Genomic DNA, 18,729 nt, shown 5'->3' with positions numbered 1-18,729 from the left:
GAGCCGCGCCTGTTCGAGACGGACCCGTCCGGCACGCCGTACGAGTGGCAGGCGCTCTCGATCGGCTCGGACCGCAGCGACCTCCGCGACTACCTGGAGACGGAGTACGAGGAGGGCATCTCGACGGACGAGGCGGTCGGGCTCGCGCTCGACACCCTCGCGCAGTCGAACGACGGCGAGCTGTCCCCCGACGGCGTCGGCGTCGCGACGATCACCGTCGACGACCCAGAGTACGCCGAGCGACCGGTCGACGAGATCGAGTCGATCCTCGACGAGCGCGACCTGCTCGCGACCGACGAGGACGAGGCGGACGACGGCGACGCCGACGAGGAGTAGCGCGCCGCCCCGCCCCGCGACCGAAGCGACTACTTTTGCGGCCGCGAACGCCGACCCATGAGCGACGACGCCGCGGACGTACGCGACGCAGACGCCGGATCCGGCGAGTCCGCGCTCCCGACGGGGTACGAGCTCCGCGAGACGACGCCCTCAGTCGCGGCGTTCCGTCGGCTGCGGCGGGAAGCGGGCATGACCGACCGGTCACGGCCGGCCGTCGAGCTGGGGCTCCCGAACACGACGTACGGCGTCCACGTCGTCGAGGCCGAGTCCGGGTCGGCGGTCGGGATGGCGCGGCTCGTCGGCGACGGCGGGTCCGTGTTCCACCTGTCGGACACGGCGGTCGCGCCGCCGCACCAGGGCCGGGGGATCGGGACGGCGATGGTCGACGCGCTCGTCGCGTGGCTCCGCGCGAACGCGCCGGACGGCGCGTACGTCAACCTCCTCGCGGACGTCGACGGCTTCTACGAGCGGTGGGGGTTCGAGCGGACCGCGCCCGCGTCGGAGGCGATGGGCGTCCGGACCGAGGAGCTGTAGCCGGTCGCGGCGCGGCGGCGCGGTCGCGTCGGGAGAGTTATGCCGTCGGAGACAGACCGGAAACGCGTGCAGAAGACGGCACTCATCACCGGCTGTTCCTCGGGTATCGGCCGCGCCGCGGCGCACGCGTTCCTCGACGAGGGATGGACCGTGTACGCCACCGCGCGGAACCCCGCGGACATCGAAGCGCTCGGCGAGGCGGGCTGCGAGATCGCCACGCTCGACGTCACCGAGCAGGACGACGTCGACCGCGTCGTGGACCGCGTCCTCGACGAGGAGGGCGCGATCGACGCCCTGATCAACAACGCCGGCTACGGGCAGTTCGGCCCGATCGAGGACGTGACCACGGAGCGGGTCCACGAGCAGTTCGACGTGAACGTCTACGGGCCCCACCGGCTCATCCGGGCGGTCCTCCCGGCGATGCGCCGCGAGCGCGACGGCACCATCGTCAACGTCTCCTCGGTCGCGGGCCGGGTGTCGATGCCCGGCGGCGGCGTGTACAGCGGGTCGAAGTTCGCCGTGGAGGCGATGTCGGACGCGCTCCGCAACGAGGTCGGCGACCTCGGGATCGACGTGGTCGTCGTCGAGCCCGGCCCCGTGAAGACGAACTTCTCGGATCGCGCGGCGTCCGAGGCCGACCCCGAGGAACGCGAGGGGATCGAGCGGACCGAGGCGTACGACGAGTTCTACGCGATGTTCGAGGACACCCAGCTCATCGGCGGCGACGGCCCCGGCTCGGTCGAGCCGGAGCTCGTCGCGAACGCCATCTACGACGCCGCGAGCGCCACGCGGCCGCCGGCGCGGGTCCAGCCCGGCACCGTCGCGCGCGTCGGCGTTCTCGCGCGGTTCCTCCCCGACGCGCTGCTCGACAAGGCGTACGGGTTCGTCCGGAGCTTCACGTCGTAAGCGACCGCGACCCACCCGGTCGGCTCACTCGCCGGCGTCGACCGCGAACGGGCTCTCTCCCTCGCGCCAGTCCCACCCGGGGAGCCGCGTCTGAAACCCCGCGGCGAGCGCGGCGTCGAGGTCGTCCGCGCCGGCGGTGCCGGCGCCGGCCCGGTCCGCGTCGGCGGTGGCGTCCCGGTCCACGTAGAGGTCCGCGACGTGGAACGTCGCCTGCGCGAGCAGCGAGAGCGGGCGGCCGCCGGCGACCGTCGCCGCCAGCTCCCGGCCGAGCACCTCGTCGACGACGAACCCGGGGTAGTCATTGGCCACGTCCAAGTCGCGGAGGATCGCGACGCAGGCCGCGGCGTTGACCGCGACCTCGCCGTCCGCGAACACCGCGTCGACCTCGCGGCGGTACGCGTCGGGCGACACCGCGTCCACGTCCGTCCCGAAGAGCCGCCCGAGCCGGTCGCGGGTGTCGTTGAGGATCGGGACCACCACGTCGGCGCGGTCGCGGACCCAGGCGTGTTCGTCGCGGACGGCCTCCGGCGTGACGCGCATGGACCGATTTCGGCCGCCGTCGGCTTGCCCTTTGCGAAGGCTTTTATAACGGCGGGGCAGTAGCGTGATCCAAGCGGGTTTTCGCTGGCTGTTCCCGCACGGAACACTACGGACAGTACTTCCACTATGCCTACCCCGTCACGGTCGACCGATCGCGGCGAGTCGCCCCGCGGCGCGCGGCTCGACGACGGCGGCCCCGACGACCCGCAGTGAGATATGAGTCAAGTCGATAAGCAACTCGATACGTTGAAATCCGAGATCGAACAGGAGATTCCGAACGACATCACGGTCACCGATGTCAAATACGAGGGCCCGGAGCTGGTCGTGTACACGCGCGACCCCAAGCGGTTCGCCGGCGACGGCGACCTTATCCGACGGCTCGCCTCGAAGCTCCGGAAGCGGATCACGGTCCGCCCCGACCCGAGCGCCCTCTCGCCGCCCGCGAGGGCGGAAGAGCAGGTGCGCGAGGTGATCCCCGACGAGGCCGGCGTCACCGACCTCGACTTCCACGAGGACACCGGCGAGGTCGTGATCGAGGCCGAGAAGCCCGGCATGGTGATCGGTCGGCGGGGCTCGACGCTCCGCGAGATCACCCAGGAGGTCGGGTGGACCCCCGAGGTCGTCCGGACGCCGCCGATCGAGTCGTCCACCGTCTCGAACGTCCGCGGCTTCCTGAAGAACGAGCGCGAGGAGCGCCGCGACATCCTCGAGCGCGTCGGCCGCCAGATCCACCGCGAGGAGATGTCCGACGACGAGTGGGTCCGGATCACGACGCTCGGCTGCTGCCGCGAGGTCGGCCGCGCGGCGTTCATCCTCTCGACGCCAGAGACGCGGATTCTCATCGACTGCGGCGACAAGCCCGGCGCGGAGGGCGAAGTGCCGTACCTCCAGGTTCCCGAGGCGCTCGGCGCGGGCGCGGCGACCCTCGACGCGGTCATCCTGACCCACGCCCACCTCGACCACTCCGCGCTGGTGCCGCTCCTGTTCAAGTACGGGTACGACGGCCCCATCTACACGACGGAGCCGACCCGCGACCTGATGGGTCTGCTCACGCTCGACTACCTCGACGTCGCCGCGAAGGACGGCCGGACGCCCCCGTACGAGTCCGCGCAGGTCCGCGACGCGATCAAACACACCATCCCGCTGGAGTACGGCGACGTGACCGACGTCGCCCCGGACGTGAAGCTCACGTTCCACAACGCGGGCCACATCCTCGGGAGCGCCGTCACCCACTTCCACATCGGCGACGGCCTCTACAACGTCGCGTTCTCGGGCGACATCCACTACGAGGACACGCGCCTGTTCAACGGCGCGGTCAACGACTTCCCGCGCGTGGAGACGCTCGTGCTGGAGTCCACCTACGGCGGCCGCAACGACTACCAGACCGACCAGGAGGACTCCGAGGAGGCGCTGAAGGAGGTCATCAACGAGACGTACGAGCAGGGCGGGAAGGTCGTCATCCCCGCCTTCGCCGTGGGGCGCTCGCAGGAGATCATGCTCGTCTTGGAGGAGGCGATGCGCGAGGGCGAGATCCCGGAGATGCCCGTCCACCTCGACGGGATGATCTGGGAGGCGACCGCGATCCACACCACCTACCCCGAGTACCTCCGCGACGACCTCCGCGACCGCATCTTCCACGAGGACGAGAACCCGTTCCTCGCCGACCAGTTCAACCACATCGACGCCGGCGAGGACGAGCGCCAGGAGGTCGCCGACGGCGACGAGTGTATCGTCATCTCCACCTCGGGGATGATCGAGGGCGGCCCGATCATGTCGTGGCTCCGCCACATCGGGCCCGACCCGGACTCGAACCTCGTCTTCGTCGGCTACCAGGCGCAGGGGACGCTCGGCCGCCGGATCCAGAACGGCTGGGACGAGATCCCGGTCGACGGCTGGGGCGGCGGCAGCCGCGGCGACACGCTCACGCTGGAGATGGGCGTCGAGGTCGTCGACGGCTTCTCCGGCCACGCCGACCGACAGGGGTTAGAGAACTTCGTGAAGACGATGAACCCGCGCCCGGAGAAGGTGCTCTGCGTCCACGGCGACGAGAGCTCGGTCCAGGACCTCTCCTCGTCGCTGTACCACGACTACAACATGCGGACGTTCGCGCCGAAGAACCTGGAGACGTTCCGGTTCAAGTAGGCTCCGCGGTCCGATTCGCGGCGGAGCGGGCCGTCGGGTCGTTTTTTCGTACCGTTAGACGCCGCCGGCGAGCGAACGCGCCGCACTCAGTCGTCTCGCCGCTTCGCGGCGGGGGCCTCGTCGGACGGCTCCGAGGGGTTCGACGGCTCCGACGGCTCCGACTCGCGACCCAAGTACGTCGCCAGCGCGCCGGTCCGGGAGGTCCGCGAGCGCGCGTAGATCAGGTACCACGCGAGGCTCCCGACGCTGATGCCGACCGCGCCGAGGATCGAGAGGAGCCCCATCTGGACGATCAGCACGACGCCGCCGACCACGCCGAGCGCCTGGACCACCGGATACCCGGGCGAGCGGAAGTCCGGGTCGTAGAAGTCGACGTCGGCCTCCCGGAAGACGATCACGGAGAGGTTCTCCAGCGAGAAGACGAGGATGAGGAAGGCGCTCGCGAGCTTCGCCAGGTCGACGACCGGGACGAACGCGATGAGCGCCAAGAGCAGCGCGCCGGTGACGAGCACCGCGGTCACGGGCGTCAGGAACCGGGGGTTGATCCGGCCGACCCGCTCCGGCAGGAGCGAGTCGCGGCTCATCGCGAGCAGGAACCGGGAGGTCCCCAGCACGCCCGCGTTCGCCATGCTCGTGAGCGCGAGGACGGCGGTGACGGCGACGACGGTGACGCCCGCGCCGCCGAACACCAGCTCCGCGCTGTCGGCCATGGGCGTGAGAGAGGTCCCGCCGCCGGGTCCGCCGCCGACGAGCGTCTCGCCCGGCACGACGCCGACGACGACGGCCACGACGGCGGTGTAGATGACCATCATCACCCCGATGGAGATGAGCATCGCCAGCGGGATGTTCCGACTGGGTTCGGCGATCTCCTCGGCGACGGACGCGACCTCGCCGATCCCGGCGTAGGAGACGAACACGAAGGCGGTCGCGGTCGCGACGCCGCCGATCCCGTGGGTGGTGAACGGGGCGTACTGCGACGGCTCCGCGGGCTGGATCCCGCCGAGGACGTACGCGCCGAGGACGAGGACGACGAGCGAGACGAGCACGCTCTGGACCTGGCCGCTCTTCTCGGTCCCGACGATGTTGAGCAGGATGACGACGACGCCGAGCACGAGCGCGACCGTCTTCACGAGCCCCGCGGGGATGTTCACGAGCAGCAGCAGGTAGGCCCCGAGCCCGACGAGCGCGAACGCGCTCTTGAACACGAGCGAGAACCAGACGCCGATGCCCGCGATCGTCCCGAACAGCGGCCCCATCGCGCGGTCGATGTAGATGTAGGTGCCGCCGTCTTCCGGCATCGCCGTCGCCATCTCGGCCTTCGAGAGCGCGTTCGGGAGAACTATCAGTCCGGCCAACAGGTACGCGAGGACGACCGCCGGACCGGCCTTCTCGAACCCGACCGCGGGGAGGACGAAGATCCCGCCACCGATCATCGCGCCCATGCTCAGCGTGACCGCCGAATAGAGCCCCAGGTCTCGGCTCAGGTCCCCGTCGCTCATTACTTCTCTCTTGTGATACCGACGGTTAACCCTTCGCGATCCGCGGTATTCCGCCCCCGAAATGTGCCGCCAGAACGTGACAGATACGTTACTTTTCGGAGTCGTCGCCGGCCTCGGCGCTCCGGTAGTCGACCTTCCCGTCGCGCCGGTCCCGCTCCCGGGCGTCCGGGTCGCGTTCCGCCGGGTCGCCGTGGCCGCCGCCGCCCGGCGTGCGGACGGAGACGGTCGTCCCGGCCGCCACGTCGACGGAGGTCTTCGCGGGCACTGGCTCCCCGTCGATCAGGTTCTCGCCGAGCGCGCCGTCCTCGCCGCCGTCGAGGCCCCGCGGAGCGATCCGCCGGCGCTCGGTCAGGAGCGAGACCGTCGCGTCCGTCTCGACGGTGACGGTCCGCTCGATGCCCAGTCCGCCGCGGTGGCGGCCGTCGCCGCCGCTCGACGGGCGCAGCGCGTACCGCTCGACGCGGAGCGGGTACGCCGTCTCCAGCGCCTCGACCGGCGTGTTGAGCGTGTTCGTCATGCCGACCTGGACGCCGTCCATCCCGTCTTTGGTCGGTCGCCCGCCGAACCCGCCGGCGATCGTCTCGTAGTAGGTGAACCCGCCCGCGCGGTCGCCGACGATCAGGTTGTTCATCGTCCCCTGCCCGCCCGCGGGGACGACGTCCGGCACCGCCTCGGCGAGCGCGGCCAGCGTCACGTCCGTCACGCGCTGGCTGGTCTCGACGTTCCCGCCGACGACCGCGGCCGGCGGGCGCGGGTCGAGCAGCGACCCCCCCGGCGCGGAGATGGAGACCGGCTCGTAACAGCCGTGGTTCGGCGGGATCTCCGGATCGGTGATCGCGCGGACGACGAAGTACACCGCGCTCTTCGCCACCGAGAACGGCGCGTTCAGGTTGCCGTCCACCTGGTCGGCCGTGCCGGCGAAGTCGACGTCGAGAGCGGCCCCGTCGACGGTGACCGCGACCTCGATCGGGATTTCCGCGTCGGTCACGCCGTCGCCCTCGAGGACGTCCCGGGCCCGGTACGTCCCGTCCGGGAGGTCTCGGATCTCGGTCTCGACGCGCTCGCGGGAGTAGTCCACGACGGCGTCGAAGGCGTCGAGCAGCGTCGCGCCGTGCTCGTCGAGCAGTTCGTCGACCCGCTGCTCGGCGCGGTCGTTCGCGGCGCGCTGCGCCCGGAGGTCGGCCCCGCGCTCGCCCGGCGTGCGGACGTTGGCGAGCAGCAGGTCGCGGACCGCGTCGTTCGGTTCGCCGCCCTCGACGAGCCGGACCGCCGGGATCCGGAGCCCCTCCTCGAATATCTCGCGCGCGCCGGGCGGCATGCTCCCGGGCGCGCTCCCGCCGACGTCCGCGTGGTGCGCGCGCGACACCGCGAAGCCGACGATCTCCCCGTCGGGCGCGATCGGCGACACGAGCGTCACGTCCGGGAGGTGCGTCCCGCCGGCGAACGGGTCGTTGACGACGAACACGTCGCCGGGGCCCGGGTCCTTCTCGAGAACGACCGCGACCGCGTCGGGCATCGCGCCGAGGTGGACCGGGATGTGTTCGGCCTGCGCGATCATGCGGCCGTCGGCGTCGAACAGCGCCGTCGAGCAGTCCTGTCGCTCCTTGATGTTCGGCGAGTACGCGCCCCGGATCAGCACGTGACCCATCTCGGCCGCGACGCTCTCCAGTTGGTTGCGGAGGATCTCCAGCGTGACCGGATCGACGTTCGGGTCGCTCACGCGTCGCTCACCTCCGCGACCAGCGCGCCGTCGCCGCGCAGCCGGACGCTCCACCCGGGCGGGACGACCGCCGTGCTCTCCGCGCCCTCGACCACGACCGGCCCCTCGACGCGGCCGTCCGCCGGGAAGCGCTCCCGGTCGTACACCGGCGTCTCGCGGGGACCGTCGGGGAAGACCGCCTCGCGAGTGGTCCGGGGGTCGGTCGCTCCGGTCCCCGCGGACTCGATCGCCGGCGCGCTCCGCGGCACCGTCGCCGTCGCGCGGCAGTTCACCAGTTCGACCGGCTCGTCGGCGCGGTAGCCGTACGCCGACTCGTGCGCCGCCGCGAACCGCTCGGCGGCCGCCTCGGGGTCGAACGGCCGGTCGACGTCGACGGTGAGCTCGAAGCTCTGTCCCGCGTAGCGGAGGTCGGCGGCGTACTCGACCCGGGCCGCGTCCGGGTCGCTGACCTCGCCGAGCAGGTCGTCGCCCAGTTCCCCGTAGAGCGCGTCGACCGCGTCCGCGTCGACCTCGGCGAGCGGCCCCTGCCGGGTCCGGACCGCGTCGCGCGTCTCGTCGGCCGCGAGCAGCCCGTACGCCGAGAGGACGCCGGACGCGTGCGGGACGACGACGCGGTCGACGTCGAGCCCGTCGGCGATCGAGACCGCGTGCATCGGGCCGGCGCCCCCGAACGCGACGAGGCCGAACTCGCGGGGGTCGTGGCCGCGCTCGACGGTGACGGACCGGATGGCGCGGGTCATGTCGGCGTTCGCGACGCGGTGGACGCCGAGCGCGGCCGCGACCGGGCCCTCCATCCCCGCCTCGTCGGCGAGGTCCGCGAGGGCGTCGCGGGCCGCCGCCGCGTCAAGCGACAGGTCCCCGCCGAGGCTGGTGTCCGCGCCGACGTACCCGAGCACGAGGTTCGCGTCGGTGACGGTCGGCTCCGTGCCGCCCTTGCCGTAGCAGGCGGGACCGGGCTCCGCGCCGGCCGAGCGCGGACCGATCCGGAGCGCGCCGCCGGAGTCGACCCACGCGATCGACCCGCCACCGGCCCCGACGGTCTCGACGTCGACCATCGGCGTGCCGATCGGGCGGTCGGCGATCGCCGACTCCGTCGTGCGCTCGACCTCGCCGTCGCGGACGAGGCTCACGTCGCTGGAGGTGCCGCCCATGTCGAAGGTGATCAGCCCGTCGCGGTCGGCGGCCGACGCCGTCGCGCTCGCGCCCACGACTCCCGCCGCGGGCCCCGAGAGGACGGTCGTCACGGCGTTCCGCCGGACCGTGTCGGCGTCGGTGACGCCCCCGTTCGCCTGCATGATCCGCGGCTGCGGGAGGCCCATGTCGCGGGCCCGCTCGGTGAGGCGACCGACGTAGCCGTCGATCGCCGGCCGCACGTATGCGTCGACCGCCGTGGTGGAGGTCCGCTCGTACTCGCGGAACTCGGGGAGCACCTCGTGCGAGGCCGATACCGGGACGTCGAGCGCCGCGCGCAGCGCCTCGGCGACCCGCTCCTCGTTCTCCGGGTGCGCGTACGCGTGGAGCAGGCAGACCGCGACGGACTCGACGTCGGCGTCGCGGAGGTCGGCGACGAGCGATTCGATCGCCGCGTCATCGACGGGTCGCTCGACCCCGTCGGGGCTCGTCCGCTCGGCCACTTCGAACCGACGGCGGCGGGGGACGAGCGGCGCCGGCTTCTCGGCGTCGAGGTCGTACAGCGAGGGCCGGGTCTGCCGGCCGATCTCCAGCACGTCCCGGAACCCCTCCGTCGTCACGAGCGCGGTCCGCGCGCCGTCGCCCTCCAGCAGCGCGTTGACGGAGACGGTCATCGCGTGGGAGAACTCGCGCACGCTCCCGGGGTCGATCCCCGCCGCCTCGCAGGCCTTCTCGATCCCGGCCGCGACCCCCTCGCTCTGGTCGTCGGTGCTCGGCACCTTCGCGGTGACGAGGTCGCCGTCGAGCGAGAGCGCCACGTCGGTGAACGTCCCCCCGACGTCGACGCCGATCCCCCGGTCTCCGGTCGCCTCGCCGTCGGTCGCCCTGTCGCTCGCCGCTCGATCGCTCACCGCCCGACCCTCCGTCGCTCCGCCGTCCGGCTGCGAACCCCCACGGCGTCAGGGGGGCCCCGGACGCCGGACGGCGCGGTGTCTCGCTCGCGTGGCATGGGAGGCCCTCGTTACCGGACGGACTTAAGACCGCCCCGTTCAACGCTGCGGCGGTCGCGGTCGCCCGTAACTGTCGGTCGGAACCGCGTTCCAGCGGTGCGGCGAGCGGGTGCGATAGCGCGACTCCCGATAGAACGCGCTTCGCGGCGACCGCGGCGTTTTCAACCTCCCTGCGCGCGTGGATGGTGAGCCCCCGGGACCGAACCGAGGTCACGAAGTGGGGGCCTCCGCGGCGGGTCCGTCTCGCCGTCGTTCCAACCGCTCCAAGTGCGGTGTTCAGGTCCGAGCGTCACGGTGGCGTCGGTGAACACGCGCGGTTCCTGCGGCTCCGTGAGCGTCCCCTCGAGGTCGAGGGCGGCAATACCGATACTCGCCGAGACGGTCACCACGATACCGACCATGAGGACAGTGGCAACGACGGTGGAGACGCCGCGGTCGTCGCGACCGTTCATCGCACTCTGCTCTTTCCGGCGTGGCTACGAAGCATTCGGCGATCGGTTCGCGTTCGTCCGGACGGTGTACCGACCCACATATCATTCAAGATGCTGGTGGTCAGTACACACTTATACCGGACGCGTGAACGGTGCGCATGCGCATCGCGCTTATCGCCCACGACGAACTCAAAGACGAGATGGTCGCGTTCGTGGAGGCACACACCGACGTCCTCGGCGAGTGCGAACTGGTGACGACCGGAACGACGGGGAAACGCATCGCCGAGGCGACCGGCCTGTCGGTGAACCGCCAGGCGTCGGGGCCGTACGGCGGCGACCTCCAGATCGGTGGACTGATCGCGGACGACCGGATCGACGGGGTCGTCTTCCTCCGCGACCCGCTGACCGCGCAGGCGCACGAGCCCGACATCTCGGCGCTGCTCCGGGTCTGCGACGTGAAGGACGTACCGCTGGCGACGAACGTCGCGTCGGCGGAGCTGCTCGTCGAGGGATTACTCGGCGGCGATTCTCTCGACTGATACCGCTACCCGCGGTGATTTAAGTCGACCGCGCGAAGACGCGGGTAATGACGCGCTCGCAACGGACTCGCGTCCGCGCCCTCGTCCTCTCGCTGCTGCTCGTCCTCGCGAGCGTCGGCGTCGGCGCCGGCGCGGTCGCGGGGCAGCCCGCGGCGTCAGACGCCGCGACTCACGCGTCGGGCACGGCGAGCGACGCTTCCGGCTCGGAGGCCGCGGTCGGCTCCGAGCTCGTCGGCCCCGAAAGCCTCGACCGCGATTCCGCCGATCCCGCGACCGTCGGCCCTGGCGTCGACGCGAACGGGAGCGAGGTCGCGCCGATCACCCGGTGTTTCAGCGGCAGCGGCTACCCCATCTCGATCGGCGGCGACGAGGGCGGCGCGACGATGCGGACGGTGGTCCACCTCTCCGTGCTGACCGACCCCCGGGCGGGCAACGAGTTCGGGATCGAGACCGCGGGCCGGCTCGACGGCGCGTCGATCGTGACGCTCGCGGCCGGGGTCAGGCTGACCGGCCGGGAGGCGATCGCGGACGGGTTCGACCCGTTCGCGGCGTTCGACGTGCTGTACACCTACGAGCTTCAGCTCCCGATGTTCGCCGGCGCGGTCGGCGACGCCGACTACGAGGACGACGGGTCGCCGATCGGGTCGAGCGCCGGCGCGGCCGACTGCTGACCGCTCACTCCGGCTGCTCGCCGGCGACCGAGTTCGGCGGACGGACGCCGCGTATCAGCGCCAACACCGCCCGTCTGGTCGCCTCGAATCCGTCGTCGGTCGGGTAGGCGCCGCCCGCGAGGAGGTACTCGTCGGACTCCCACACCGCGAGCAGCGCCTCCACCGGGACCGATCCGCCGTCGACCGCGCAGCGCCCGTGGAACACCCAGAGCGTCGCGCGAGACGCGCTCGGGTCGTCGACCTCGAGGCCGCGGTCGTCGCGGCGTTCGAGGTCGACGACGTCCCGCTCGGCGAGGCGCTCGCGGAACCCCTCGCGGGCCCGCGACTCGACGAGTCGGGTGAGCGCCGGGTTCGGGCCGGTGTCGGGCGAGATCCGCAGCCGACTCGCGAAGAAGAAGGGTCGCGGCGGCGGCGTCTCGCGCTCGTAGCGGGCCGTGCCGGCCGTGACCGAGACCGGTCCCGCGTCGAACGGGCGCTCGGTCGCCTCCGCGACGAGCGTCCACCCGCCGAGGTCGCCGGCCACGGTCGGTGGGTCCATGGACCCGCATCTCTCCGGACGGGAATAAAACGGACGGGCGGCGGGGAGGGTCTCGGCGCGCGGAGCCGGTCAGTGGTCGTCTTCGCGCCACTTGTGTTCGCACTCGGTACAGACGAAGAACCGGGTCTCCGACTCGTCGGCCGAGCGGATCTGCTGCATGTACCAGTACGCGCGGTCGTTGTCGCAGTTCGGGCACTGGGCGGTCGTCGTCGGGAGCCCCTTGTCCTCGGCGTCGCTCACGTCGACGACCTCGGACTCGACCTGCGACTGGGTCGTCCACTCGCTGTCGTCCGACTCACGCCCGATCTCGTTGCCGCAGGAGTCACACACCCAGTGGTCCTCGCCCGCGCCGGATTTCATCATGGAGCCGCACTCGTCGCAGAACTTCATGCCCCGAACCAACCGCGGATCGCATATAAGCGGCGGGATCGCGGGCGAGGGGCCAGAACGCCCTCCGACCCGCGAGCGACGGCGTCAGTCGGCGTCGGCGTGTTCGGCGAGCGCGAACCGCACGCGCTCCTCGTCGGGTCCCTTCGTCTCCCGGCCGGTAACGACGATCTCACCGATCTCGGCCGTGTCCGCGACGTGCGTCCCGGCGCAGGCGGTCCGGTCGTACGGCTCGTCGTCCGGGTCCGCGCCCGCGATCTCGACGATCCGTAGCTCCTCGATCGAGTCGGGGAGCAGGTCGATCCGGGTCCGGTCGGTGTCGAGGGTCGCCTCCGCGGTCTCCCGGTCCATCGTGTAGCTCGACACAGACCGCCCGTCGGCGACGAGGTCGTTGAGCCGCGCCTCGATCCGGTCGAGGTCGTCGTCGGTGAAGCGGTCGTAGGTCGCGTCGAGGCGCGCGCGGTCGCGGTAGAGCTGGTTGCCGGTCGTCCGCGCGTCGAACTCGTCGAGCAGCAGCGCGGACAGCAGGTGTTGGGCGGTGTGGTACCGCGAGTGCGCCGCGCGGCGGTCGGCGTCGATCTCGCAGACGACCTCGGTCCCCGGCTGCGGGAGCGCGGGCGGGTCGCTCTCGTCGCCCGCACCGTCGGGCCCGTCGACCGGTTCGACCTCGTGGTGGACCGTGTCCGCCATCTCGACGTCGACGACGCGCCACCGGGCGTCGCCGTCGGCCGCGCGGACCGTTCCGGTGTCGTGCGGCTGGCCCCCGCCGGTCGGGTAGAAGTGCGTGCGGTCGAGGACGAGCCGGTCCGGGTCCGAGAGGACGCGCTCGACGGTGGCCTCGAAGGTCGTCACCGCGTCGTCGGTGAGGTAGAGTCGCTCGGTCACGGGTTCGAGAAGGGCCGCCGCCGAGATATATCTGCGGCTTCGGCGGGGTCCGTCGCTCGCTCGGCGCCGTAGAAGCGGGGGCCTTCCCAGCGGCGCACGAGTCGTGAACGGGGCTATCGAGAGTGATAGCCGAGAGTCCACCCTTATCAACGGGGGGACACACCTTGTATTCATGACGGGGGGAGCACGGGCGCAGAGCGAGGTACTCGGCACGGTGCTGCTCTTGGGCCTGACGGTGGCGGTCGTCGGCACCACGGTCGCGATCGGCGGCGCCGCGCTCGACGACTCCCAACAGCGGGCGGACCTCCAGCGCGTCGAGGGGGCGATGACGCAGGTGGACTCCAAGGCGAGTCTCGTCGCGCACGGCGAGTCGCCGTCGCAGCGCGTCCGGATGGGCCTCGGCCGAGGGGCGGACTTCCGCGTCGATGGGGACGCGGGGTGGATGCGGATCGAGGTGACGACGAGCGAGAACCCGAACGCCACGAACAGGACCGTGCCGCTCGGCGCCGTCGTCTACGAGCGCGGCGACGAAACCGTCGCCTATCAGGGCGGCGGCGTCTGGCGGTCGAGGGGCGAGAGTTCGGAGATGGTCTCCCCGCCCGAGTTCCACTACCGCGGTGGCGGCGGAACGGAGACACTCACCCTCCCGCTCGTGCGGATCGGGAACGGCTCCGAGTCGCTCGGCGACGAGGTCCGCATCACGGAGACCGCCAATCGGTCCGAACGCGTGTTCCCCTCGCCGAACGGGTCGAACCCGCTCCTCGGCGGCAACGTCACGATCACCGTCGAGAGCGACTACGCCGACGCGTGGGGCCAGTTCTTCGAGACGCGGACGAGCGCGACGGTGACGGACGTCTCCGACCGGCGCGTGGAGGTGCGCCTCCGGACCACCACGGTCCACCCCACGCTGAGCGCCGGCGTCTCCGCGACCGGGCGGTCGACGTTCGACACCGGCGGGGTCGACCGGCTTGACGCCGACAGCTACGACTCGACCGTCGGGTCCTACGACGACCAGACGCCGGGCGACGGGGCGGTCATCCAGACGCGAGACCAGTTCCGCCTCACCGCGGGCGGCGGCGGCAACACGCAGTCGATCACGATACGAGGGGACCTGATCGCCGAGTCGTACAACATCCCGCCCGGACAGGAAGACAAACTCAACGTCACCGGCGAGCGCCGCACGGAGACCGCGTTCGACGAGCCCGCTCCCGTCGACGGGGCGATCACCCAGCGAATCGAGAGCGTGAGAGACCAGGACCTCGCCACGAACGGGGATTACCGCAACGGCAGTATCGACCTCTCCGGCACCCAGACCGAGACGATAGACGAGGACACGTACGTCGACGGCGACGTGACCGTCGCCGAGCAAGCGACCCTGACAGTCACGGACGGGGCGACCCTCCACGTCGCGGGCGGCCTGACGGTGACGGGCGACGACGGGCGCGTCGCCGTCGACACCGGGAGCGGCGACGTCGAGATCCTCGTCGAGCGGTCGACGAACGTCAGCGCGAACGCGACGGTCGGGGCGACGGGCGGGGGTCAGGCCTTCGTGTACGTCGACGACTCGTTGACCGTTCAAGACAAAGCGTCGGTGACGAGCGCCGCCGACACCCGCTTCGAGCTGCAAAACACCGCCGGGATCGACCTGGAGGACCGCGCCGTGGTGGCCGCCGACGAGGACGTCGCGAGCAACCTCTGGCTGTACTCCAGCGGCGATCAGATAGACGTCGAGGCGAACGACACCGGTGGGGTTCAGTTCGGCGGCGTCTTCTACGCCCCCCAGAGCGACGCGAAACTCGACGGCAACATGACGATCAAGGGATCGTTCACGTTCGAACTGTTCGAGTTCGACGACGCCGAGATCGACATCCACTACGACGAGTCGCTGGAGACGAAACAGCCGTTCAAAGGGAACTCGGTGCCCGTGGTGAGCCACCTCCACGTCTCGGTCCACGAAGTGAAGATCGAGTCCGACTGAGGCGAACGCGCTCCGCCGCCCGGTCTGAGGCGGCGTTCAGTCTGAGAAGTCGATTCGCGTCGAGGTGCGGTGGACCACGAACCGCTCGTAGTGGTCGGCGTCGAACGTCACGGTAACGTCGGGGTCGCCGGCGGTCGATACCGAGACGTGCTCGTGCTCCGACGCGAGATCCGAGTAGTACCGCTCCCAGACCACGGCCTGCGACGAGTTGATCGCCAGCGTGACGTTGTCGGTCGGCGTGCGGTCGTCGAGCGCGGTCTCGCGGACGCCCCGCTGACCGACCACGAGTACCGTCTGGTCACCGGCCGTGGACTGCGTCGGCCCGCCGAGCCCGTACAGCGAGTAGACGACGGTGTCGCCGATCAGGAGGTCGGGCGGTTTGATCATGACGCCGTCGTCTCCCTCCATCCGGAACACGGCGCCGTTCTCGTAGACGATCCGCGTATCGCCCGCACCGCGGTAGGTGAGCGACCCCGTCTCGACGACGGTCCCCGCCGTCGCGGTGTCGTTGAGCCGGAACGTCGACTCCTGCTCCAAGCGGAGTTCGCCGCCGCCCAGTTGGACCTCCGTCGCGCGACTCGGCACGCCGTCCCGGCTGATGTCGTCGAGGTTGTCCTGAAGCACGTCGAACGCCCGCTCGACGTTGTTATCGCGCTCGGCGAGCTGGGCGTCTTCGAGCCCGCCGAGCCCGACGGTGAACGTCACGGCGATGGTGGACGTGATCAGCGCGAACACCAGCACGAACCCGATGGTCTCGCTGACGCCGCGGTCGTCAGCGCTCAGTCCGGCGAACAAGTCGTTCCGGGTCACGCCGCGCTCACCACCACTTCGCCGTCGCTCCCGGCGTCGGGGTCCCAGTAGATCAGCAGGTCGCCACCGTCGACGGTCGCGTTCCGGACGGTCACGTTCCTGCTCGTGGCGAACGGAACCGTCACCGCGGTTCCCGGCCGGTCGCTCTCCAGCGTGATCGTCCCCTCGGTTCCCGTCGCCGTCACGTCGATCCGATAGCCGGTGCCGGCCGCCCGTCTGGGAAGCGATACCGACCGGTTTACGGTGAGGTTCGAGCGGGACGTCGTACTCGCGACGAGTCTGTCGACGGTCCCGACGTCGGCCGCGACGCGCTCGCCGACCACGGTGAGTTCGCCCTGCGCGGCGCGCTCGCGTTGGGTGTCGACGAACGACCCGCCCGCGACGAACAGTCCGGAGAGCAGCAGCGTCGACACCGCGAGCGTCATGACGTAGCCGACGGTGACCGACACCGCCCGGTCGGTGCCGCCGGGATGCTCACGCATCGCGCTCACCCGGCGCGAGCCGGACCACGTCGGCGTACTCCAGTTCGGGGGTCCGATAGGTGATCTCGACGTCGACGCTGTATATCGCATCGATTACGTACGGCCGCGAGGGGCGACCGGGATTCGCTCCGTCGTCGCGCTCGTCGACGACGAGGTGGTAGGTCCCGCGCGCCGCGTCGCCGTTCTCGTAGCGGAGGTCGAACCGGTCGCTCCCGGTTTGGACGCCCTCGGCCCACACCAGCGCGTCGAACCGCTCGCCGTTGACCGTTCCGCCGGTGAGGTCGACGGTGTGGTTCCCGTCCGGCCGCGGCGTGAACGTCTCGGACACCGTCGTCCCGTTGTCCACCGTCACCGTGAGGTTGTCGTCGGTCGGGTTCGACAGCGCCACCGACCAGGTCTCGTTGGTCCCGCCCGTCGAGCCGTCGGCCACGACGGTGAACGCCGTGCCGGCCGAACTCGACAGCGACCCGGGATCGACGGTCAGCCGGTAGTTCCGCGTCCGGGTGGCGTTGCCCGCGACCGTCCAGTTCGTCGTCGTTCCGTCCGGCGCGGTCATGTCACGGAACCCGCTGTCGGTCTCGTTCTGTGCGATGAAATACCCGGTGACGACGGTGGAGTTGTCCACTCGCACCTCCCCGACCGCCCCGTCGCGCGCCCGGAGGTCGGCCACGGTGCGGCCGTACCGCCTCGCGCTCGCGTTGAAATTCGCGAACACGTCATCGGTGCTGTTCCGGTGTTCGCGGTGGAGGATTCCCGCGAGGTCGTCGACCGCCCCCTCGCGGAACTCGATCGCTTCCGCCCCGCCCGCGTCGACCCCCCGAGTCGCGAGGTTCTCGGTGTAGATCACGGTGTTCAACAGGAGGACGACCGCGACGAAGAGGACCGCGAGCGTCAGCCCGGTGATCAGGATGATCTGCGCCCGGTCCTCGTCGCGGGCGGCGTCCGCGTCCTCGCGATCTAAAGAGACGCTCACATCTGCCATGCGGTGATGCGCACCTCCGCGACCGTGTACAGCGTGTCGCCGCCGCCGACCGGCGCGGCGAAGTACCGGCGGGAGCCGTTCTCCGCGAGCGTGTACTCGTCGGCCGCGCCGAACCGGTCGTCGCCGTACAGCGCCACCTGCGTGCTCGCCGTCGCCGCGTTGTCGCTCGGCGTGCCCATGTCTATCAGCCGCGTTCGGTCGATCCCGTTGCCGTCCGCGGCCGGGTAGTACACGTCGACGTCGAACGCGATCCGTCTGACGTCGAACGCCTCGCGGAGCGGGTCGTGGAGCGGGTGCGTGGCGTTCGGTAGCCCGGTGTAGTAGCGGTTCTCCGCGCCCACGAACCCGTCGTCGTAGTACAGCAGCGCCGACTTGAGGTCGCCGCTCGCCTCGCTCGTCGACAACACGTCCTGTGCGGCGATCGCCGCCTGGTTCTCGACGTGCTGGTTCGACGTGCTCGCGGACAGCGGCGTTACGGCCGTCGCCTGCGTCGCGAAGATGAGGCCGGTGACCAGCAGCAACGCGGCCGTGAACGCCTCGAGGGTGTGCGCTTGCCCGCGGTCGTCCGGGAGGTGTTCGACGAACATCTCACCACACCCTGAGCGTGAGCCGATGCGTCTCTCTCGCGACCGCGTCGTCCGGGTCGAGGTCGACGGTGACGATGCGACTCGCGGCCGCGACGCTCTCGCCTCGCGGCGGCGCGGGACCGGCGCGCATGGCGACGGCGGTGCCGTCCGATTCGAGCTCCTCGACGGTTCCGTTCCGCGTCACGGTGAGGTTGAGGCCGCGGAACTCGTCGACGCCGAGCTCGGCGTGGAGGTCGTCGGCGTTCGCCGTCCAGACGCAGTCCGACTCGTTGGCCGCGGTCGCCGGGTCCGTCCCGTCGAAGAACGCGAGCGTACAGGCGTGCGACAGCGTCGCGGCCGACCCGCTCGCGGCGAGCGACGACTCCGCGAGCCGCGCGGCGCCGCGCTCGGCGACGATGACTTTCGCGCCCTCGCCGACCGCGTACGGCTCCAAAAGCGACGGGACGAACGCGAACGTGAACCCGACCGCGACGAGGAACACCGACATCCCGACGACGAAGTCGAGGACCGTCTGCCCGCGGTCAGCCGACATAGATCCACACCCCCAGCGCCAGCGTCATCAGGATCACGGCGTACTTGACGCCGGAGATCAGCTCCGCGTCGCGGATGTAGCCGCTGATG

General features: G+C 71.0%; 19 protein-coding genes and 1 pseudogene. 7 read left to right on the top strand and 13 right to left on the bottom strand.

What is annotated here, in order from left to right:
- From Q0116_RS08905 to Q0116_RS08895, 3 genes and pseudogenes are all read left to right on the top strand, one after another.
- A pseudogene (locus Q0116_RS08905) lies at positions 1-336 on the top strand (proteasome subunit alpha); the annotation flags it as partial.
- Positions 337-393: 57 nt separating this feature from the next.
- Positions 394-870: a GNAT family N-acetyltransferase gene (locus tag Q0116_RS08900; protein WP_297887057.1), complete on the top strand. Its 477-nt coding sequence runs from the start codon at positions 394-396 to the stop codon at positions 868-870.
- A gap of 39 nt (positions 871-909) precedes the next feature.
- Positions 910-1,776: an SDR family oxidoreductase gene (locus Q0116_RS08895; RefSeq protein ID WP_297887055.1), complete on the top strand. Its 867-nt coding sequence runs from the start codon at positions 910-912 to the stop codon at positions 1,774-1,776.
- Between the two features lie 24 nt (positions 1,777-1,800).
- Here Q0116_RS08895 and Q0116_RS08890 read toward each other — a convergent pair whose 3' ends face one another.
- Positions 1,801-2,316 (bottom strand): hypothetical protein, encoded by a 516-nt coding sequence (locus Q0116_RS08890; RefSeq protein ID WP_297887053.1) that lies wholly within the window; start codon positions 2,314-2,316, stop codon positions 1,801-1,803.
- A 216-nt stretch (positions 2,317-2,532) separates the two neighbouring features.
- Between Q0116_RS08890 and Q0116_RS08885 the strand changes: the two genes are divergently transcribed.
- Entirely contained in the window at positions 2,533-4,458 is a 1,926-nt protein-coding gene (locus Q0116_RS08885) for a beta-CASP ribonuclease aCPSF1 (RefSeq protein ID WP_297887051.1), read from the top strand.
- A gap of 86 nt (positions 4,459-4,544) precedes the next feature.
- Here the strand turns inward: Q0116_RS08885 and Q0116_RS08880 are convergent, their stop codons facing one another.
- The 4 genes from Q0116_RS08880 to Q0116_RS08865 all read right to left on the bottom strand — a co-directional run bounded on the left by Q0116_RS08880 (position 4,545) and on the right by Q0116_RS08865 (position 10,270).
- Positions 4,545-5,957, bottom strand: a complete 1,413-nt coding sequence (locus Q0116_RS08880; protein WP_297887049.1) for an APC family permease — start codon at positions 5,955-5,957, stop codon at positions 4,545-4,547.
- 88 nt (positions 5,958-6,045) lie between these two features.
- Positions 6,046-7,677: a hydantoinase B/oxoprolinase family protein gene (locus tag Q0116_RS08875; protein ID WP_297887047.1), complete on the bottom strand. Its 1,632-nt coding sequence runs from the start codon at positions 7,675-7,677 to the stop codon at positions 6,046-6,048.
- Positions 7,674-9,719: a hydantoinase/oxoprolinase family protein gene (locus Q0116_RS08870; RefSeq protein WP_297887045.1), complete on the bottom strand. Its 2,046-nt coding sequence runs from the start codon at positions 9,717-9,719 to the stop codon at positions 7,674-7,676. The genes Q0116_RS08875 and Q0116_RS08870 overlap by 4 nt, the downstream gene beginning before the upstream one ends.
- A gap of 260 nt (positions 9,720-9,979) precedes the next feature.
- Positions 9,980-10,270, bottom strand: coding sequence for an archaellin/type IV pilin N-terminal domain-containing protein (locus Q0116_RS08865; RefSeq protein ID WP_297887043.1), 291 nt, complete (start codon positions 10,268-10,270; stop codon positions 9,980-9,982).
- A gap of 137 nt (positions 10,271-10,407) precedes the next feature.
- On the opposite strand from Q0116_RS08865, the gene Q0116_RS08860 reads away from it, so the two are divergent.
- Together Q0116_RS08860 and Q0116_RS08855 are read left to right on the top strand one after the other, a co-directional pair.
- The gene (locus Q0116_RS08860) at positions 10,408-10,788 is read left to right on the top strand and encodes a methylglyoxal synthase (protein ID WP_297887041.1); all 381 of its coding nucleotides are present in this window, start codon (positions 10,408-10,410) and stop codon (positions 10,786-10,788) included.
- A gap of 47 nt (positions 10,789-10,835) precedes the next feature.
- The gene (locus Q0116_RS08855; RefSeq protein ID WP_297887039.1) at positions 10,836-11,459 is read left to right on the top strand and encodes a hypothetical protein; all 624 of its coding nucleotides are present in this window, start codon (positions 10,836-10,838) and stop codon (positions 11,457-11,459) included.
- A 4-nt stretch (positions 11,460-11,463) separates the two neighbouring features.
- On the opposite strand, the gene Q0116_RS08850 is transcribed toward Q0116_RS08855, so the two are convergent.
- The 3 genes from Q0116_RS08850 to Q0116_RS08840 form a co-directional block, all read right to left on the bottom strand.
- A complete protein-coding gene (locus tag Q0116_RS08850) occupies positions 11,464-11,997 on the bottom strand; it encodes a hypothetical protein (protein ID WP_297887037.1) in 534 nt (177 codons plus the stop codon).
- A 69-nt stretch (positions 11,998-12,066) separates the two neighbouring features.
- Positions 12,067-12,387, bottom strand: a complete 321-nt coding sequence (locus Q0116_RS08845; RefSeq protein WP_297887035.1) for a transcription factor S — start codon at positions 12,385-12,387, stop codon at positions 12,067-12,069.
- Positions 12,388-12,471: 84 nt separating this feature from the next.
- Positions 12,472-13,269, bottom strand: coding sequence for an alanyl-tRNA editing protein (locus tag Q0116_RS08840; protein ID WP_297887033.1), 798 nt, complete (start codon positions 13,267-13,269; stop codon positions 12,472-12,474).
- A 172-nt stretch (positions 13,270-13,441) separates the two neighbouring features.
- On the opposite strand from Q0116_RS08840, the gene Q0116_RS08835 reads away from it, so the two are divergent.
- A complete protein-coding gene (locus tag Q0116_RS08835) occupies positions 13,442-15,247 on the top strand; it encodes a hypothetical protein (RefSeq protein WP_297887031.1) in 1,806 nt (601 codons plus the stop codon).
- A gap of 36 nt (positions 15,248-15,283) precedes the next feature.
- Here the strand turns inward: Q0116_RS08835 and Q0116_RS08830 are convergent, their stop codons facing one another.
- Genes Q0116_RS08830 through Q0116_RS08810 form a run of 5 tightly spaced genes read right to left on the bottom strand, consistent with a single transcriptional unit; the run spans position 15,284 to position 18,640 of the window.
- The gene (locus Q0116_RS08830) at positions 15,284-16,057 is read right to left on the bottom strand and encodes a hypothetical protein (RefSeq protein ID WP_297887020.1); all 774 of its coding nucleotides are present in this window, start codon (positions 16,055-16,057) and stop codon (positions 15,284-15,286) included.
- Positions 16,054-16,539 (bottom strand): hypothetical protein, encoded by a 486-nt coding sequence (locus Q0116_RS08825; protein ID WP_297887019.1) that lies wholly within the window; start codon positions 16,537-16,539, stop codon positions 16,054-16,056. Before Q0116_RS08825 ends, Q0116_RS08830 begins: the two co-directional genes overlap by 4 nt.
- Positions 16,532-17,521 carry a hypothetical protein gene (locus tag Q0116_RS08820; protein ID WP_297887017.1) on the bottom strand — a complete coding sequence of 330 codons (990 nt, stop codon included), beginning with the start codon at positions 17,519-17,521 and terminating at the stop codon, positions 16,532-16,534. The genes Q0116_RS08825 and Q0116_RS08820 overlap by 8 nt, the downstream gene beginning before the upstream one ends.
- The gene (locus Q0116_RS08815) at positions 17,509-18,108 is read right to left on the bottom strand and encodes a hypothetical protein (protein ID WP_297887015.1); all 600 of its coding nucleotides are present in this window, start codon (positions 18,106-18,108) and stop codon (positions 17,509-17,511) included. The genes Q0116_RS08820 and Q0116_RS08815 overlap by 13 nt, the downstream gene beginning before the upstream one ends.
- Before the next feature lies 1 nt (position 18,109).
- Positions 18,110-18,640: a hypothetical protein gene (locus Q0116_RS08810; protein ID WP_297887013.1), complete on the bottom strand. Its 531-nt coding sequence runs from the start codon at positions 18,638-18,640 to the stop codon at positions 18,110-18,112.
- Between the last annotated feature and the right edge of the window lie 89 nt (positions 18,641-18,729).

The sequence above is a fragment of the uncultured Halorubrum sp. genome (assembly GCF_937146585.1).
GTDB lineage: Archaea > Halobacteriota > Halobacteria > Halobacteriales > Haloferacaceae > Halorubrum > Halorubrum miltondacostae.
The sequence above is the reverse complement of the archived record's forward strand: the minus strand, read 5'-3'. Positions and strand labels throughout refer to the sequence as shown.